The sequence below is a fragment of the Deinococcus sp. genome (assembly GCF_030523985.1).
Taxonomy (GTDB): domain Bacteria; phylum Deinococcota; class Deinococci; order Deinococcales; family Deinococcaceae; genus Deinococcus.
Genome location: NZ_JAUNHK010000067.1, coordinates 1 through 14,836 on the forward strand (window position 1 = coordinate 1; position 14,836 = coordinate 14,836).

The 14,836-nt window shown below is 64.9% G+C and carries 16 protein-coding genes; 9 read left to right on the top strand and 7 right to left on the bottom strand.

Going from position 1 to position 14,836, the window contains the following annotated elements; genetic code table 11:
• Positions 1 to 202: 202 nt before the first annotated feature.
• Genes Q4C89_RS10240 through Q4C89_RS10250 form a run of 3 tightly spaced genes read left to right on the top strand, consistent with a single transcriptional unit; the run spans position 203 to position 1,645 of the window.
• Positions 203 to 445: a hypothetical protein gene (locus Q4C89_RS10240; protein WP_303102513.1), complete on the top strand. Its 243-nt coding sequence runs from the start codon at positions 203 to 205 to the stop codon at positions 443 to 445.
• Positions 442 to 762 carry a metal-sensitive transcriptional regulator gene (locus Q4C89_RS10245; RefSeq protein WP_303102514.1) on the top strand — a complete coding sequence of 107 codons (321 nt, stop codon included), beginning with the start codon at positions 442 to 444 and terminating at the stop codon, positions 760 to 762. The genes Q4C89_RS10240 and Q4C89_RS10245 overlap by 4 nt, the downstream gene beginning before the upstream one ends.
• Positions 763 to 820: 58 nt before the next feature.
• Complete coding sequence (locus Q4C89_RS10250; RefSeq protein WP_303102515.1) at positions 821 to 1,645, top strand: isoprenyl transferase; 825 nt, start codon at positions 821 to 823, stop codon at positions 1,643 to 1,645.
• A 217-nt stretch (positions 1,646 to 1,862) separates the two neighbouring features.
• Here the strand turns inward: Q4C89_RS10250 and Q4C89_RS10255 are convergent, their stop codons facing one another.
• Entirely contained in the window at positions 1,863 to 2,876 is a 1,014-nt protein-coding gene (locus tag Q4C89_RS10255) for a hypothetical protein (RefSeq protein ID WP_303102516.1), read from the bottom strand.
• A 116-nt stretch (positions 2,877 to 2,992) separates the two neighbouring features.
• Here Q4C89_RS10255 and Q4C89_RS10260 point away from each other — a divergent pair, with 116 nt between their 5' ends.
• On the top strand, positions 2,993 to 4,690 hold the full coding sequence (locus Q4C89_RS10260) for an HRDC domain-containing protein (protein WP_303102517.1): 1,698 nt from the start codon (positions 2,993 to 2,995) through the stop codon (positions 4,688 to 4,690).
• A 47-nt stretch (positions 4,691 to 4,737) separates the two neighbouring features.
• Complete coding sequence (locus Q4C89_RS10265; RefSeq protein WP_368493233.1) at positions 4,738 to 5,247, top strand: GNAT family N-acetyltransferase; 510 nt, start codon at positions 4,738 to 4,740, stop codon at positions 5,245 to 5,247.
• Between the two features lie 40 nt (positions 5,248 to 5,287).
• On the opposite strand, the gene argB is transcribed toward Q4C89_RS10265, so the two are convergent.
• Together argB and Q4C89_RS10275 are read right to left on the bottom strand one after the other, a co-directional pair.
• Positions 5,288 to 6,037: an acetylglutamate kinase gene (gene argB, locus Q4C89_RS10270; protein WP_303102518.1), complete on the bottom strand. Its 750-nt coding sequence runs from the start codon at positions 6,035 to 6,037 to the stop codon at positions 5,288 to 5,290.
• A 79-nt stretch (positions 6,038 to 6,116) separates the two neighbouring features.
• Entirely contained in the window at positions 6,117 to 6,629 is a 513-nt protein-coding gene (locus Q4C89_RS10275) for a GNAT family N-acetyltransferase (protein ID WP_303102519.1), read from the bottom strand.
• 223 nt (positions 6,630 to 6,852) lie between these two features.
• On the opposite strand from Q4C89_RS10275, the gene Q4C89_RS10280 reads away from it, so the two are divergent.
• From Q4C89_RS10280 to Q4C89_RS10295, 4 genes are all read left to right on the top strand, one after another.
• On the top strand, positions 6,853 to 7,929 hold the full coding sequence (locus Q4C89_RS10280; protein ID WP_303102520.1) for a tRNA-dihydrouridine synthase: 1,077 nt from the start codon (positions 6,853 to 6,855) through the stop codon (positions 7,927 to 7,929).
• A complete protein-coding gene (locus Q4C89_RS10285) occupies positions 7,926 to 8,516 on the top strand; it encodes a DinB family protein (RefSeq protein ID WP_303102521.1) in 591 nt (196 codons plus the stop codon). Before Q4C89_RS10280 ends, Q4C89_RS10285 begins: the two co-directional genes overlap by 4 nt.
• 141 nt (positions 8,517 to 8,657) lie before the next feature.
• Complete coding sequence (gene nth, locus Q4C89_RS10290; RefSeq protein WP_303102522.1) at positions 8,658 to 9,419, top strand: endonuclease III; 762 nt, start codon at positions 8,658 to 8,660, stop codon at positions 9,417 to 9,419.
• A 115-nt stretch (positions 9,420 to 9,534) separates the two neighbouring features.
• Positions 9,535 to 10,719: a mechanosensitive ion channel family protein gene (locus Q4C89_RS10295; protein ID WP_303102523.1), complete on the top strand. Its 1,185-nt coding sequence runs from the start codon at positions 9,535 to 9,537 to the stop codon at positions 10,717 to 10,719.
• A 27-nt stretch (positions 10,720 to 10,746) separates the two neighbouring features.
• Here the strand turns inward: Q4C89_RS10295 and Q4C89_RS10300 are convergent, their stop codons facing one another.
• From Q4C89_RS10300 to Q4C89_RS10315, 4 genes are read right to left on the bottom strand one after another with little or no spacing between them, the layout of a single operon-like run.
• The gene (locus Q4C89_RS10300; RefSeq protein WP_303102524.1) at positions 10,747 to 12,402 is read right to left on the bottom strand and encodes a sulfatase-like hydrolase/transferase; all 1,656 of its coding nucleotides are present in this window, start codon (positions 12,400 to 12,402) and stop codon (positions 10,747 to 10,749) included.
• A gap of 57 nt (positions 12,403 to 12,459) precedes the next feature.
• A complete protein-coding gene (locus Q4C89_RS10305) occupies positions 12,460 to 13,356 on the bottom strand; it encodes a formylglycine-generating enzyme family protein (RefSeq protein WP_303102525.1) in 897 nt (298 codons plus the stop codon).
• Positions 13,357 to 13,361: 5 nt separating this feature from the next.
• Positions 13,362 to 13,940, bottom strand: a complete 579-nt coding sequence (locus Q4C89_RS10310; RefSeq protein ID WP_303102526.1) for a DUF421 domain-containing protein — start codon at positions 13,938 to 13,940, stop codon at positions 13,362 to 13,364.
• A complete protein-coding gene (locus tag Q4C89_RS10315) occupies positions 13,933 to 14,763 on the bottom strand; it encodes a bile acid:sodium symporter family protein (protein WP_303102528.1) in 831 nt (276 codons plus the stop codon). Before Q4C89_RS10315 ends, Q4C89_RS10310 begins: the two co-directional genes overlap by 8 nt.
• Positions 14,764 to 14,836: the final 73 nt, after the last annotated feature.

A 14,836-nucleotide genomic window follows, 5' to 3' on the forward strand; every position in this document is an offset into this window, starting at 1 on the left:
ACGGCTGAAATTAACACCTACAAAGCGCTGCTCAAGACCGTCAAGTAAGCGGGGCCGAGGGTCTAAAAGTCTCAGGGTTCAAGGGGGTCGGTGTTTGGCCTCCTTTGCTTTTTGCGAGGGAAAGATGAAACGGATGACATTGCCTTTGTTATTGACTGGGACGGCCCTTTCTTCGGTGGTCTGGGCGGGTGGGCGCGAACCTATGCCGACTCATCCTCCGCGCCCGCTGACGGCCTACGGGCAACTCAGCGCCGCGCAGGGGGCCAAGTTTGACCGCATCTTTCTGGCGACTCTGCCCGCCTATCTGGAAGTGGGGCAGCGAATAGCCAATTCTGCCTTCTATGGCAGCAAAAACCTCGAAGTCAAAGCGTTCGCCGCTGGGCTTTTGCCCAAGCTGGACGCCGAAAACATTCACGCCCGCGCCCTCCTGAAGACACTGAAATGACCAAATCCGGACTCCATCCTGACCACTGCCCCACCCAATCCGACCACCTCTGTATGCCCGAGGAGGCCCGCAAACGCGCCCGCCACCGCCTCAGCATTGCGCGGGGGCACCTGGAGAGCATCGTCAAAATGCTGGACGCCGAGGACGTGTACTGCGTGGACGTGCTGCGCCAGATTCGGGCCGTGCAGGGCGCACTCTCCGGCGCGTCCGACGTGGTGCTGCGCGGGCATCTGGAAGCGCATGTCGCCACCGCTGCCGAGCGCGGCGACACGGTAGAGATGGTGGACGAACTGATGGAGGCGCTCAGGTACCGCTAGTCCTCCATCTTTTGCCGGATGCCCGCTCGCCCGACCCCGCGCTACACTCGTTGCAGATATGGCTTCCCTGAAATCCGCCCTCCGTACCGCTCAGCAGCTCCGCACAGCGACACGGGGGGCCCTGCTGTGGAGCTACGAGCAGAAGCTGGCCCGTGAAGTGAAGGAACACGGCAAAATGCCCCGTCACCTGGGCCTGATTCTGGACGGCAACCGCCGCTTTGCCAAAGCCGTCGGAATGCAGCGCGAAATGGGCCACTCTTTCGGCGCAGACAAGGCGCACGAGGTGTTGCAGTGGTGCCTGGAACTCGGGATTCCTTCGGCGACCATCTGGGTGCTGAGCACCGACAACGGCGGGCGCGACCCCCAGGAACTCGCCCACATCCTGGGACTGCTGGAGCGTGAGGCGCGGAAACTGGCGGTGGATCCGCGCATCCACGGCAACCGCGTGCGCGTCCGCGCCATCGGGCAGCACGACAACTTCCCGCCCAACGTGCTCGCCGCGCTGAAAAACTTGGAAGAAAGCACCGCCCAGTACGACGGTATGCGCCTCAACATTGCCGTGGGCTATGGCGGGCGCGAAGAAATCACCGACGCCGTGCAGAGCTACCTGCGCGGGCAAGCGGCGGCGGGCAAGACCCTGAGCGAAGTCGCCCAGGCCATCACGCCCGAGGACATCGGGGCGCACCTGTACGCCGCCGACCAGCCCGACCCCGACTTCATCATCCGCACCAGCGGCGAAATCCGGCTGTCGGGCTTCATGCTGTGGCAAAGCGTCTACAGCGAGTATTACTTCTGCGACGTGTACTGGCCCGGCTTCCGGCGGGTGGATTTCCTGCGGGCGCTGCGGGATTTTCAGGGTCGGGACAGGCGCTTCGGGAAGTAATACGGATTCCGATTGAATCTGTTAGGTTCAGATTCAATCCGAGCGGATGCGAGTAGGAAAAGATACGGGTTTCGCGTTATGGATGCACAGGCGGTGCCTTTCCGACTGTGCAGGAATTAAGCGGAAACCGTATAAGGCATTCCCCAAACGTAGAAACGCCAATTTGCCCCCAGCGAAGGGCATTTTGGCGTTTTCACATTCGGTGGCTGGTCTTGCCTTACTTCACCACTTGCGACTGCTTCAGCACCATCTGAATCTGCTGCGTCATGTCCATGCCCAGACGCACGCGCATGCCCTGCATTTCGGTGGTCATGGTCATGTTCATGTCGATGTTCATGTCGCTGCTGTTCGGCAGCCCATCGGGGCGGTAAAGCTGCGTGCCGCTGGTCTTGCCGCTCAGCACTTCGATTTGCATGGTGGGCATGTCGCCCTTGCCTTCGATCCGCACCTGCCAGGGCTGATAGCTCATGGTGGTGGTAAAGCTGTGCAGCCCCTGGGGATTCAGGCCGTTGTAGGTGGTCGCGATGGTGGCGGCCAGGGGCGAACTCTGCACCTTCTGAATGAGTTGATCACCGCCGGGGCCGCTGCCCATGGCCCCCAGCAGGCCGCCCAGCAGATTTTGCATGTTCATGCTGACCGTGCGGGTATCGGTCTTGCCGACCACCAGCGGCGCACCGTACTGCACCGAGGGCTGCTGGTCGTTTTGCTGCTGCACCAGCTTGAGCATTTCGCCTTTCACGGCAGCCAGCGCCGCCTGGGTCTGCGGGTCGTCGCTTTCGACCTTCAGCAGCTCGGTTTTGCCGTTGGCGTCTATGGTCTGGGTGGTGCGGATGGTGTTGGCCTTTTTGCCGTCCATAGCGGGCAAAACGACGGCGTTGAGCAGTGTGGTCTTGCCTGCGGCGTCCCGCGCCATGACCCGGTAAAAGACTTTGCTGGTCACGGTCTGCACCGGGATGGCCTGGGTGCCGCCCGCCTGCATCGCCTGACGAATCTGGTCGAGTTCGGCCTGACTGACCTTCTGGCCCGGCAGCGCCTCGACGGTGGGCGTGGACATCTTCATGCTGACGCGGGTGGTCATGACGTACTCGGCAGCGGTGCCGACGGGAGCGGTCAGCAGCAGGCGGGCCGGAGCGGCAGGCTTGGCCGGAGCCGCTGCAGAAACAGGGGCCGTCGTCTGGGCCGCAGCCAGGGGAAGCGTGAAGAGGGCAGCAGTCAGGAGCAGCTTGTTCATGTCACCGAGTACGCGGCGGGTGGGGGACGAGTTCCCGCACGAAAGCTGCACCACCCCTTTCCCCCAAACGCTCTGCCCTCCACGCATTTGCTGCACGGCTGCGTCACAATAGGGTCATGACCAAAGAGCATGTTCTGCGTCCCGACGCCCGATTGGTTCGGCTGCACGCCGAGCGCGGCGACCCCCAGGCCCGTCTGGGCGAGGCCCTCGCCGCGCTGGAAGAAGCGGATTGGGGCCTGCTGCTCTCTGGCGAAGCGGCGCTGGCCCGGCAACTGGCTGCCCTGCTGGGGCCGGGAACCCTGCGGGTCGATGGTCGCCTGGACGTCAACCGCACGCCCCTGGCCGAAGCGGGACTGGCGGTGGCCGACCTGCACGGCGACCTGGGCGGAGCGCGGGCCGTGTGGCTGCTGGAACCTGACCGCGCCGCCTTCGAGCGTGCCCGCCGCGCCGGGGTCAAGGTGATTGTGGACGGCACGCTGGCCCCCGGCGGCGGCTGGCCTGCCCAGGGAGCCGACTACGTGGTCTACCGCAACGCCGTGACCCTGACCGGATACGCCGAGGCTCCGCTGGCGGCGCTGTTCGGGCAGGGTCAGGCCCCCGACCCGGCGGCTCCGGCTCCTTCCGACCTGGCGGTGGCGCTGGCGCTGCGCGACGTGGCGACCCTGCCGCTGCGTCTGGCCCGCTTTGGGCGCACGGTGGCGCACCTGACCGAACGCCTGGGCACGTCGGTGCGGCAGGCTGGCCCTACGGCACTGCTGCTGGCGCCCGACGCCGCTGCCGATACCCTGGCCCCGCTCGGCGGCATTCTGGCGGCGGCGCGGCATGTGCCCGACGGCCTGCTGCTGACCCCCGGCCTGGAAGACACCGACAGCGTGCTGGCCCTGCTGCGCGGCGAAAACCCACGTGAAGTCGCCGCCGAGGAAGCCGAACCCCAGCGCGAACGGTTCGAGCGTGAACGGCCCGAACGTCGCCCGCGTGAAGACCGTTTCCGGCCCGAACGCCGCCCCGACTGGAACCGTGACGGGGCAGGCCGCCGTGACCGTTTCCGGCCCCCGACCGACCGACCGCAAGCCGACCGCTTCCAGCCTGACCGCCCCGAACGGGCTGCCGAGCGCCGTGACCGCCCGACACGTTCGGAATTCAACCGCCCCGAAACCAGCCGCCCCGAAACCAACCGTGTAGCCGCGCCTGAGCCGGAAAGCATCAGCCGCTTTACCTTCGAGGCTCCCGACCTGCCCGCCGCGCCCGAAGTGGCCGCCGAGGAGCAGCCCTGGGAACCCGAAATCGTGTTCAGCGACATTCAGCAGCCGCCCGTGCCGCTGACCCACACCATCAGCAGCGGCCCCGACGCGGCGGCGCTCTCCGAACTGCCTCCACTGGCCGAGCCGGAACCCGCCGAAGCGGAACAGACCGAGGAGGAACAGGCCGACGACCTGCCCACGCCCGAAGCCGAGGCCACCGAAGTTTCCTCCGCCGAACCCGAACAGCAGGAAGCCCCCGCCGAGCCGGAACCCGAAGCGGCCCCCATTCCCCTGACGCCTGACCTGCCCGCTGCGCCCGCCGCCGACGCTGACGGCCCCGCCGCCGACCTGACCGAGGAGCAGGCCGCCATCTACGCCCGACTGCGCGAGTGGCGCAACGCCGAGGCCAAGCGGCAGGAAATCAGCCGTTTCATCGTGGCGAGCAACGCAGCCCTGGCCGAAATCGCCCGCCGCGTGCCCTACACCCTGGACGACCTCGCCGCCGTGCGCGGCATGGGGCCAGCCCGCCTGCAGAAGTACGGCGAGAAGATTCTGGAAGTGGTGCGCGGCTGACCCGGCTTCCTGTCATTCCCGACGAGCTGCGAACCCCGCGCCTGCTGCTGCGCCGCCCCGACCCCGCCGACGCCGAAGCGCTGCGGGCGGCGCTGGAGGCGTCGTTGCCGGAACTGCGCCGCTGGATGTTCTGGGCACAGGACATCGGCACGCTGGAGCAGACGCGGGAGAGGCTTCAGGTCGCCGCCGAGAAGTTCGACTGCCGGGAGGAACTGCGGCTGCACGTCTGGAGCGCCGACGGGCAGACGTTTTTGGGCAGCAGCGGCTATCACGCGCTCGACTGGCGGGTGCCCAGGGCGGAAATCGGCTACTGGATAGCGACCCCGCACACCGGGCAGGGCTACGCGCTGGAAGTCGCCCAGAGCTTGACCGAATTCGGGCTGGATGGGTTGGGCCTGCGCCGTCTGGAAATCCGCTGCGACCCGCGCAACGAACGCAGCGCCCGTATTCCCCGGCGGCTGGGGTATGACCTCGACGCCCATCTGGTCAATGACAGCGTGGCCCCCGACGCCCCCGGCGAACTGCGCGACACGCTGATTTTCAGCCGGGTGCGCTGAAAAAGCCCAGTTCGGTCACGGTGTTTCCAGAGAACCGTTGTTAGGGCACGATGCGGGTTCCGGCTTCGCCGCGTGCCGCCTTCGCCAGCACCCCGGCGGTCATGCCGCTGGCGATGGTGGCGAAGGGGGCACCCCGCTCCAGGGCGTCAAGTGCGGCCCGTACCTTGGGAATCATGCCTCCGGCAATCCAGCCCGCGCCTATGCCTTCTTCGACTTCGGCGCGGGTCAGCCGGGCGGCGCGGCTCTCGGGGTCGGGGTAGGCGCGGTAGACCCCGTCCACGTCGGTCAGAAACACGATGCCCTCTCCCAGCGCCCCGGCCACAGCTCCGGCGGCGGTGTCGGCGTTCACGTTCAGGGCGTCTCCGTCGGGGCCGACCGCCACGCAGCCGACCACCGGGGTCAGGCCCGCGCCGACCAGGGTGCGGAGCAGGGCGGCATTGACCTCCGTCACGCGGCCCACCCGTCCCAGCGCGGGGTCGAGCACCTCGGCCCGCAGCAGGTCGCTGTCGCGGCCCATCAGTCCCACCGCCTGCCCGATGTCCTGCGAAAGCTGCTTGTTCAGCTGGCACAGCGCCATTTCGACCACGTCCATCGCCTCGGGCGAGGTCACGCGCAGGCCGCCGACAAACTCGCTGGCTATCTGGCGGGCCGCCAGTTCGCGCTCGATGACCGGGCCGCCCCCATGTACGACCACCACGGCCTGCTCCCCCCGCAGCTCCGCGATTTCACGGGCGACGGCGCGGCGCAGGTCGAGGCTTTTCATGGCATTGCCGCCGTACTTGACAATCATGCCCGGAGTCTAATACCGATTCCGATTCAATCCCCCACGCTGGGGGCTGAAATCCGTATAAGACAAGGACGGCGGGTGGTCAGGCCGGGTGGCTCAGCAGCGTCCGGGCATCGGTGGGCGACGGGCCGAGTTCCTTGGCGTACCAGGTCATCACCGGGCGGGCGTCCAGCGTAAAGCGGTAGCCCTGGCGCTCCCAGAAGCGTGCGCCGCGTTTGTTGTCGCCCAGCACGCTGGCCAGAATGCGGCGGGTCTGGGGGGCGAAACGCTGCTCGAGCGCCTCCACGACGCTCTGGCCCAGGCCCCGGCTCTGGCAGTCCTCGCGGATAAGCAGCAGGTTGATGGTCAGGTCGCCCGGTTCGGGGTAGTCGGTCTTGTAGTCCACGCTGCCGACCAGTTCGCCCCGCGCGTCGTGCAGCAGTTCCAGATGGCGGTGGGGGTCGCTCACCACCGTCATCAGGTCGCGCTGCACCTCGCCCAGATTGGGAATGCTGCCGCCCAGCAGGTCGAAATAACCGGGCGTATCCAGATAGAGCTGGTGCAGTTCGGGCGCTTGGTGGGGGGCGACGGGTGTAAAGCGGATGGTGGGATTCAAAGCGCAAAGCCTCCGAAAAGGAACGGACGAAAAAAGGCTGACAGGTCATGCCAGGCTCAGCTCTCCCCGGCGGCTCGCCTGCCGAGTTCGTAAATAACGGAAAAGGTTCTGAGCAATCCGAATATAGCTCAATCTCGCCAGGGCTTGTTTGCCGTTAGGTGCCCCGCCACTTTCAGTTTCTCTTCACCCGCCGCCGAGTATTCAGGGCTTAGACTAAGCGGTTATGGACCCCTCTGCTGCCCCGCCCAGCGGCTTTTATGCCCAGCGTCTGAGCCGCCCCGGTGCCGTGCTGGCCCCGATGGCAGGCTACAGCGACGCCCCCATGCGCCAGCTCGCCGCCGAGGAAGGAGCGCTGTGGACGGTCAGCGAGATGATCAGTGCGCGGGGGCTGGTGCTGGGCAGCGAACAGGAAGACCTGAACCTGGGCCGCCCCTACCCCGGCGAGCAGGGCCGCGTGGTGCAACTGTTCGGGGCCGACCCCGACGTGCTGGCCGACGCGGTGGGCAAGACCGAGGCGTGGTTCGCTCCCGCCGCCATCGACCTCAACATGGGTTGCCCGGTGCCCAAGGTGCGCGGCAAGGGCGGCGCTTGCCTCCTGCAGACGCCCGAGGTGGCCTTCAACCTGATAGGGGCCATGCGGCAGGCGACCAAGCTGGACGTGAGCGCCAAGATTCGCCTCGGCTGGGACGACAACCGCAGTGTGGAAATCGCGCAGGGGCTGGAAGCAGCTGGCGTCAGTCTGATTACGGTGCATGGCCGCACGAGTGCCCAGCGCTATACGGGCGAGGCCGACTGGGACGCGATTGCGCGGGTGGCCCAGGCCGTGCGGGTGCCTGTCGTCGGCAGTGGCGACATCCTGAGTGCAGAGCAGGGCAGGCAGCGGCAGCGGCAGTCGGGTACGGCAGCGGTCATGGTCGGGCGGGGAGCCGTGGGGCAGCCCTGGCTGTTCCGTGCCCTTGCTACCGGGGAAGACGCCACTGGGGAAAACGCCCTGCCGGACGCTGAGCGCCGTGCCCGCATCGCCCTGCGCCACGCCGAGTTGCAGCACACCTTCTACACCACGCCGCACCGCCGCGACCCCACCCGCCTGCATGTGGCGAGTATGCGGCCCCTTCGCAAGGTGCTGCCCAAATACCTGCCCGACTTTCCCGAGCTGCACCCGGCGCTGCGGCAGGTCGAGCGCATAGAGGACGTGCGCGGCCTGCTAGAGCCTCTCATTGAGGAACTTTCTCTAAAGTTTTTGGCGACGTCCCCTAGCGATAGGGCGGGGACAGCACAGTATGCTGAACGGCAGTCATGAATGTCCGCGAGTACTACCGTTACCTCTCCGCTGCGCGCGAACAGCTCTGGCAGTTCCTGCGCGCCCTGCCAGAGGAAGACCTGAACCGCGACATGATGGAGAGCGGCGAACGCTTCCATAACATCAAGGATTTGATGCTGCACATCGCAGACGTGGAAGACCACTGGATACACGACATCGTGCGCGGGGACGCGATTCAGGGCAGTGGCTACGAACACGACTGGGTCAGGCCCCAGGCCGAGCGCTACGACCTGAGCTGGGTTCTGACCTACAGCCGCAAGGTCACCGAGGCCACCCGCCGCTTTCTGGACAGCGAGCCCGATCTGGAGCGTCCCGTCAAGCTGGTGCAGGACGACCCCGACAGCGCGACGGTGACCCTCGACCAGCTCCTGTGGCATGTGATGACCCATGAGGTGCGCCACACCGCCCAGATTGCACTGCTGGTGCGTCAGCTCGGGCACACGCCGCCCTGGCTCGATTATCTGCGTTTTGCCCGTCCTGCCTCTCCAGAACCGGCCAGCGCCTCTCAGGACGAGGATGGTCTGGGCCTCGACGAGAGCGACTTGGTCGAGACGCCGGAGTCCTAAAGACCGTTTATTTTTTCCGGGAGCTGGGCGGCGGTCATCGCTCCAGACTGGAAGCATGAGCGCTCATTCGGATTTTGCTGCATTCGGGCATGGTCAGGACGCCGCAGCCCATGCTTCTCACATTGAAACGGGCCGCATTCCGTGACGCTCTTCGGCAATGAGGAGCTGAAGACGCCCAACGCCGCCCAGCCTGACGCAGAGCGGGCCGCGCTGCTGGCCTGGGTCGCGGCGCAACTGCGGGCCGAATACGGTGGGCGGGAACTGCGGCCCCGGCGCGAGCCGCTGCACGAACTGATTTCGACCATCCTCTCGCAGCGCACCACCCACGACGACGAGGAAGCAGCTTACCAGGAACTTCGCACGCTGGGCGACTGGGACGCCATTATCGCCGCGCCCACTGCCGAGGTCGCCCACGCCATTCGCCGCAGCAACTACCCCGAGAGCAAAGCGCCGCGCATTCAGGAAACCCTGCGCCGCCTGCGGGACGCGCCCGGCGGCTACGACCTCGAATTTCTGCGCGAACTGCCTGTAAAGGACGCCCTGAAGTGGCTCACCGACCTGCCGGGCGTGGGGGTCAAGACGGCGAGTCTGGTGCTGCTGTTCAATTTCTCGCGCCCGGTGTTTCCGGTGGATACCCATGTCCACCGCATCAACACCCGCGTCGGCACCATTCCGCGCATGGGCGAACAGGCCGCGCACCGGGCGCTGCTGGCCCTGCTGCCGTCCGACCCGCCCTACCTGTACGAATTGCACATCAACCTTCTCGCCCACGGTCGGCGGGTCTGCACCTGGACGCGGCCCAAGTGCGGTCAGTGCATCCTGCGCGAGCGCTGCGACGCCTACGCGCAGTACGGCGAGCAGGTGCCGAGTTTCAGCGAGAAGCCCAGCCACAAGCCCCGTTGATGTCGTCAAAATTTTGAGAGAAGATGACCGGGCTTGAAGCATCCATCGTAAGCGCAGCCATTTCAGCAAGTCCTAGGAGGATGGCCGGGGATTGACTCTGGGGGCTGAGTTCATAATGAAAGCGGACATGCTAGAGCAGCTCACCACCCGCCTCACGGGGCTTCGCGTTTGGGTCGAATTGCTGTTCACGGCAGCCGTGGCTTATGCCATCTACCGCATGGGCCGCGCTCTGCTGCTTTGGGTAGACAATCTGGCCCAGCAGCGCGGGGTAACGCCGCTTTCTCCCTGGCTGAAGTGGGTGTGGCGGCTGGGTGTGGTGGTCGGCTGGGTGGCGGTGGTCACAAATATCCTGAACTTGCCGCAACTGGACGTGCTTTACGAACTGGGCCGCCGCATCCTGCGGGCGTTTCAGGCCAGTTCAGGGCAGCTCCTGGTCATCGGGGCGCTGGTGGCGATTGCTTGGCCGCTGGTCGGGATTCTCACCTCGCATATCGCGGCGGGCGAGGAACGTTCACGCGACGCCGTGCGGCTTCAGACCCTGCGCGGGGTGATCGAGAGTACCCTGAAAGTCATCCTGGTCATCGTGGCGGTGCTGGCAGGGTTGCAAGCGCTGGGCATCAACCCGACCAGTCTGCTGGCGGGGGTTTCCGTGCTCGGTCTGGCGGTGTCTTTCGGTGCACAGAACTTGGTGCGCGACGTGCTGAACGGCTTTTTCTTCCTGCTGGAAGACCAGTTCGGCGTGGGGGACCGCATCACCATCAACGGCAAGGAACTGACCGGCGATGTAGAGCGGCTCAACCTGCGCGTCACCACCTTGCGTCACCGCCAGACCGGGGCCATTCACATCATCCCGAACGGCGAGATCAAGAAAGTGACCGTCGAGCGCAAGGGCCGCAACTGGAACCGCGTAGAGGCGCTGGCCCGCGTTTCGTATGACGACGACTTGGACAAAGCCCTGGAGGTCTTTGAAGCGACCTGCCAGCAACTTTACGAGGACGCCGAGTGGCAGGAGGCGTTTATCGAAAAGCCCATCGTGCAGGGGGTGCATGAACTGGGCGAATACGAAATCTATCTGCGGGCGCTGCTGACGGTGCGGCCCACCAAGCAGGGAAGGGTCAGGCGCGAATTCAACCGCCGCATCAAGCACGCCTTCGACGAGGCCGGGCTGAATATCGCCCCGAACCGCACGACCACCATCGGGAACGTGGTGCAGATGCGGCTGGTAAATGATGAAACAGCGGGCGAAAACCCAGGGGATTTGCCAGGGCACAAGCAAAAGCAGGAAGACCAGGAAGAGTAATCCTGGCCCCCCTCCCCTTGCTGAAAATTACTTCTGCTGGGCGAACTCCTCCCCGAACATGGCCGGGTCAAAGGGTCGCGTATCCTCGCCAATCTCGTCGGCCACCAGCTTGTGCAGCTTGGCGGTCAGGCGTTCCAGCGCTTCGGCATTGTGCCTGGGGTGGTTCCGGTCGGCAATGTTCTCCATCTCGCCGGGGTCGTTTTTCAGGTCATACATCCCGATGTCGCCCATCCTGAACAGTTCTTCCACGCTGGCGGGGTTGCCGTACTCGTTGGGGCTGAAATAGCGCACCAGTTTGTAGTGACCGTCCACCACGTACCGCATAAAGCCGCGAATGCTCATATCCGGTGCGCCGTACTTCTCGCCAGCGGCAGCCACCGTTTCCGCCACTTCCTCCTCGGTTTTGGTGCCGCCTTCCAGGTCGGTGATGTCGTTGCCCGCTTTTTCTGCCCACTCGTGGTCAAGGGAGTGCAGCGCGTCCCACATCACCAGCACGCCGTCGCCGGGCTGCTCACCGCTCCCGCGTGGCCCCGCCTGCTCCGGGTTTTCGATGACGGAGCGCAGGCTGCGGCCCACCACCTTGGGGTGCTTCTCCTTCAGCTTCTCTTCGCTGACGCCCGCGAAATCCATGATGGTCGGCACGAGGTCCACCAGCGAAGCCACCGCGCCGGTGCGCTTGCCCTGCACGCCGCCCGGCACGCAGGCAATCAGGGGCACCACCGCCGCCTCATCGTAGTGAATGCCGCCCTTCTGGGTGAGCCCGTGCGCGCCGTTCATCTCGCCGTGGTCGCCCGTGTAAATCACGATGGTGTCGTCCCACAGCTTCAGGCGGTCGAGGGCGTCCAGAATCTTGTTGAATTCCATGTCCACCAGCCGCATGCAGTTGACCAGATAATTCCGCTGCTTGAGCCACAGGTCTTCGCGCTCGCCGGGAATCAGACCGAAATTCAGGTCAATGTACTCGCGGTAGTGCTGCACACCGCTCGGCTGCTGCTCGTCGTTGACGGCAAAGTTTTTGGGCAGCTTGATGTCCCACTGCTTCTGGAAAAAAGGCATCTCCTGAATGGGGTGCTGCGCTGCGCCCGCAAAGCCGCCGTTCGCGCTGATGCTCTCGTCGGGCACCATGAACATCACGTCGTGGGGGTTCACCAGACTGACAATCAGCATCCAGGGCTGATCCAGCTTGGAACCCTTGTTTTCCAGCCAGTCAATGGCTTCAAAGGCCGCCGCGTGGTCGAGCTGAATGCCTTGCATGGGTGCGCCGTACATCTCGCCCCACTGCTGCACGTCGCTGAAGCCGAACTTTTCCAGCGCGTTTTCGCTGCGGGGCATCTCGGAAACGTGCCATTTGCCCTTCAGGGCGGTGTAATAGCCCTCATCACGCAGCATGTGGCCCACCGTGGTCACTTCTGGGCTGAGGCCCTGCGCCGTCCAGGCGAAGTTGGTGTTGTCCCACATGCCGATGTTCACGGCGTGCTGGCCTGTCCACATGGTGGCGCGGCTGGGGGTACACATGGGCACCGTGCAGTAGGTGCGGTCAAAGCTGACGCCCTGCGCTTCCAGGCGGCGCAGCGCGGGCAGCGGCACGTCTTCGGGCAGTTCCATGTGGGTCTGCCACTGGTCTTCCACCAGAATCAGGATGTTGGGGCGCTTTTTGGGGGTGGTCTGAGTGGTCTGGGTCATGTTGGCTCCTTGGGTGAGGGAAAGCTCTGGCGAAAAGCGAAGGGTGGGGCGCAGGATTCAGGGGTCGTTGCCCCGAAGGACGCAGCGAAAGCCGATGTGACCCGTGCTGGAATCCGCCGTTTCGCCCTGCCGCGCCGAGGGGCGGTAGCGCTGGCAGTAGTTGGGCGCGCACAGGTGCGAGCCGCCCTTGACGACCATCCGCGCCTGTGCGCTGCCTGCGCGGGCGGGCGTGCAGCACCCCTTGCCGGGCTGGTGGCGGGCCGTGAATTCGTCGGCTGTCCACTCCCACACGTTGCCGATGAGGTCGTACAGGCCGTAGCTGTTCGGCGGAAATGCGCCTACGGGGGAAGTACCTACGTACCCGTCTTCCGCGAGGCTCTGCCAGGGAAATTCGCCCTGCCAGGTGTTCGCCAGATGCTGCCCGCGTGGCGTGAAGGCGTACCCCCAGGCATACGGCGCACCGTCCAGCCCGCCCCGCGCTGCGTACTCCCATTCGGCCTCAGTGGGCAGGCTTTTCCCCGCCCACTGCGCGTAGGCCAGAGCGTCGGCGTGGGCGACATGCACGACGGGGTGCTGCTCACGCCCGCGCAGGTCGGTGTCTGGCCCCTCGGGGTGCTTCCAGCACGCCCCCGGCACGTACTTCCACCAGCGGCGGTAATCCGTGAGCGGCACAGGCTCAGCGGGCGGGAGGAAGACCAGCGAACCCGCCACCGCCAACGCTGGGTCAGCGTCAGGGTAGTGGGTGAGGTCGGGGGTTTGCTCCGCCAGAGTGACATACCCCGTCGCCCGCACGAACTCGGCAAACTGGGCGTTGGTCACGGGCGCAACGTCCATCCAGAACCCGCCCACCTCGGTGCGGAAGGCGGGCCGCTCCTCGGGGTAGGCGTCGTCGCAGCCCATCGTGAAGGAGCCACCCGGCAGCCAGCGCATGTTTTTGGGGGCAGGGTTGGGCATTTTGGTCACTCCAATCTGATTCGCACGACCTGCACGCCGTCTTCTACTTTGACTTCCAGAATCTGCGGCTCTTTCTTCTTGGGAAGGACGCTGATGCTGCCATCGCGCTCTAGCACGGCACTTTCAAGCTGAGAAACATCCGACCTGACACCACTTGTACGCATCGCTTCTTCAAGGTCGCCGTCACTCAGATGAGAAGCGCGCATGGCCCGGCCATCTACCTGACCGTCCTTGACCAGTCGGCTGGTCGTGCCTTTCACCAGGGAACTCCACCACTCAGAGCGAAGGGCGAGCGCGGCAGTCAGGCGGTGCAGCAGGACCAGAGACAAACCGCCGATCAGTGCCGTAGACAGGCTGACACTCCCGGTCACGGCCCTGGACATGACAGAACCGAGCATGAAGCCCACAATCAAATCGAAGGCCGTGTTCTGAGCGATGAACCGCTTGTTGCCGATGCGGACATACAGCAGGGTGACGGCGAAGGTGATGGCCGTTCTCAGTACAATTTGCCACCACTGCACTTCTCCCGCGTTCAGGTGGTAGCCGAGAAACCCGTCAAGCGTTTGGGCAAAAGCGTTATCCATCTGCGGGTGCCGTGCCTTCGTCTTTACTGAGTTTCTTGGCCGCAGCCATCAGCCCGACGATACCGAGCATGCTGATCAGGGTGATGATAATCATGACTTCCGGGGTATCCGCAAAGTTCTGGGTGGCGATAATCATGGCGGCAGCGGTGCCCCGTTGCGCGGTCGCCAGTGCGCCCACATCTTGCAAGTCATCGCGCCCGTTTTTACCGCCTAGCAAGTAGCCCAGCCCGAACGAAATCACCAGAAACAAGATGCCCACCAGAAAGGCCCCTTCACCCAGAATGCCCCCTATGCGCGGCAGATAGCCCGCGATGGTCGCAAAAATGACGATGTAGAGGGTGTAATTGCCAATCTTGGCTATCCACGGCTGCACCGTCTTGGCAACCGCTGGCAGGAAGTTTGCCGCCAGCATCCCAAACGCCACAGGCAGCAGCAGTTGTGAAGCCAACTCCTTAGCGATCAGGCCGCCGTCTATCTGCACCTCGGGCATCAGCAGACCCATGCTAAGCGGCAGGGTCAGCGCCGTTGCCGCCACCAACAGCATCATCAGGCTCGCGCCGAGGGAAACGTCGTGGTCGCTGAGTTGGGTCAGGCGAATCAGGAAAGGTGCGCCCGCCGTGAGGCTGTAAATCAGCAGGCCAGTTTCTAGCGGGCCGCTGAACGGAGCCAGCTTCAGCATCAGAAACATGGCGAGCGGAGCCAACACGAAATTAGCCAGCAGCATCCGCAGAACAAAGGGCCACTCCTTGAAGATGTCCAGAATGTCGGCCAGCTTCTGGGTCAGCCCGACATTGAACATGGTGCTGAAAACGAAGACAGGCAGGGCAAACTGGCTGACCTTAAACGGCGATTAGGGGTTGACAAATCGGGGTGGGGTGTGGAAAGGGGATGAGGTG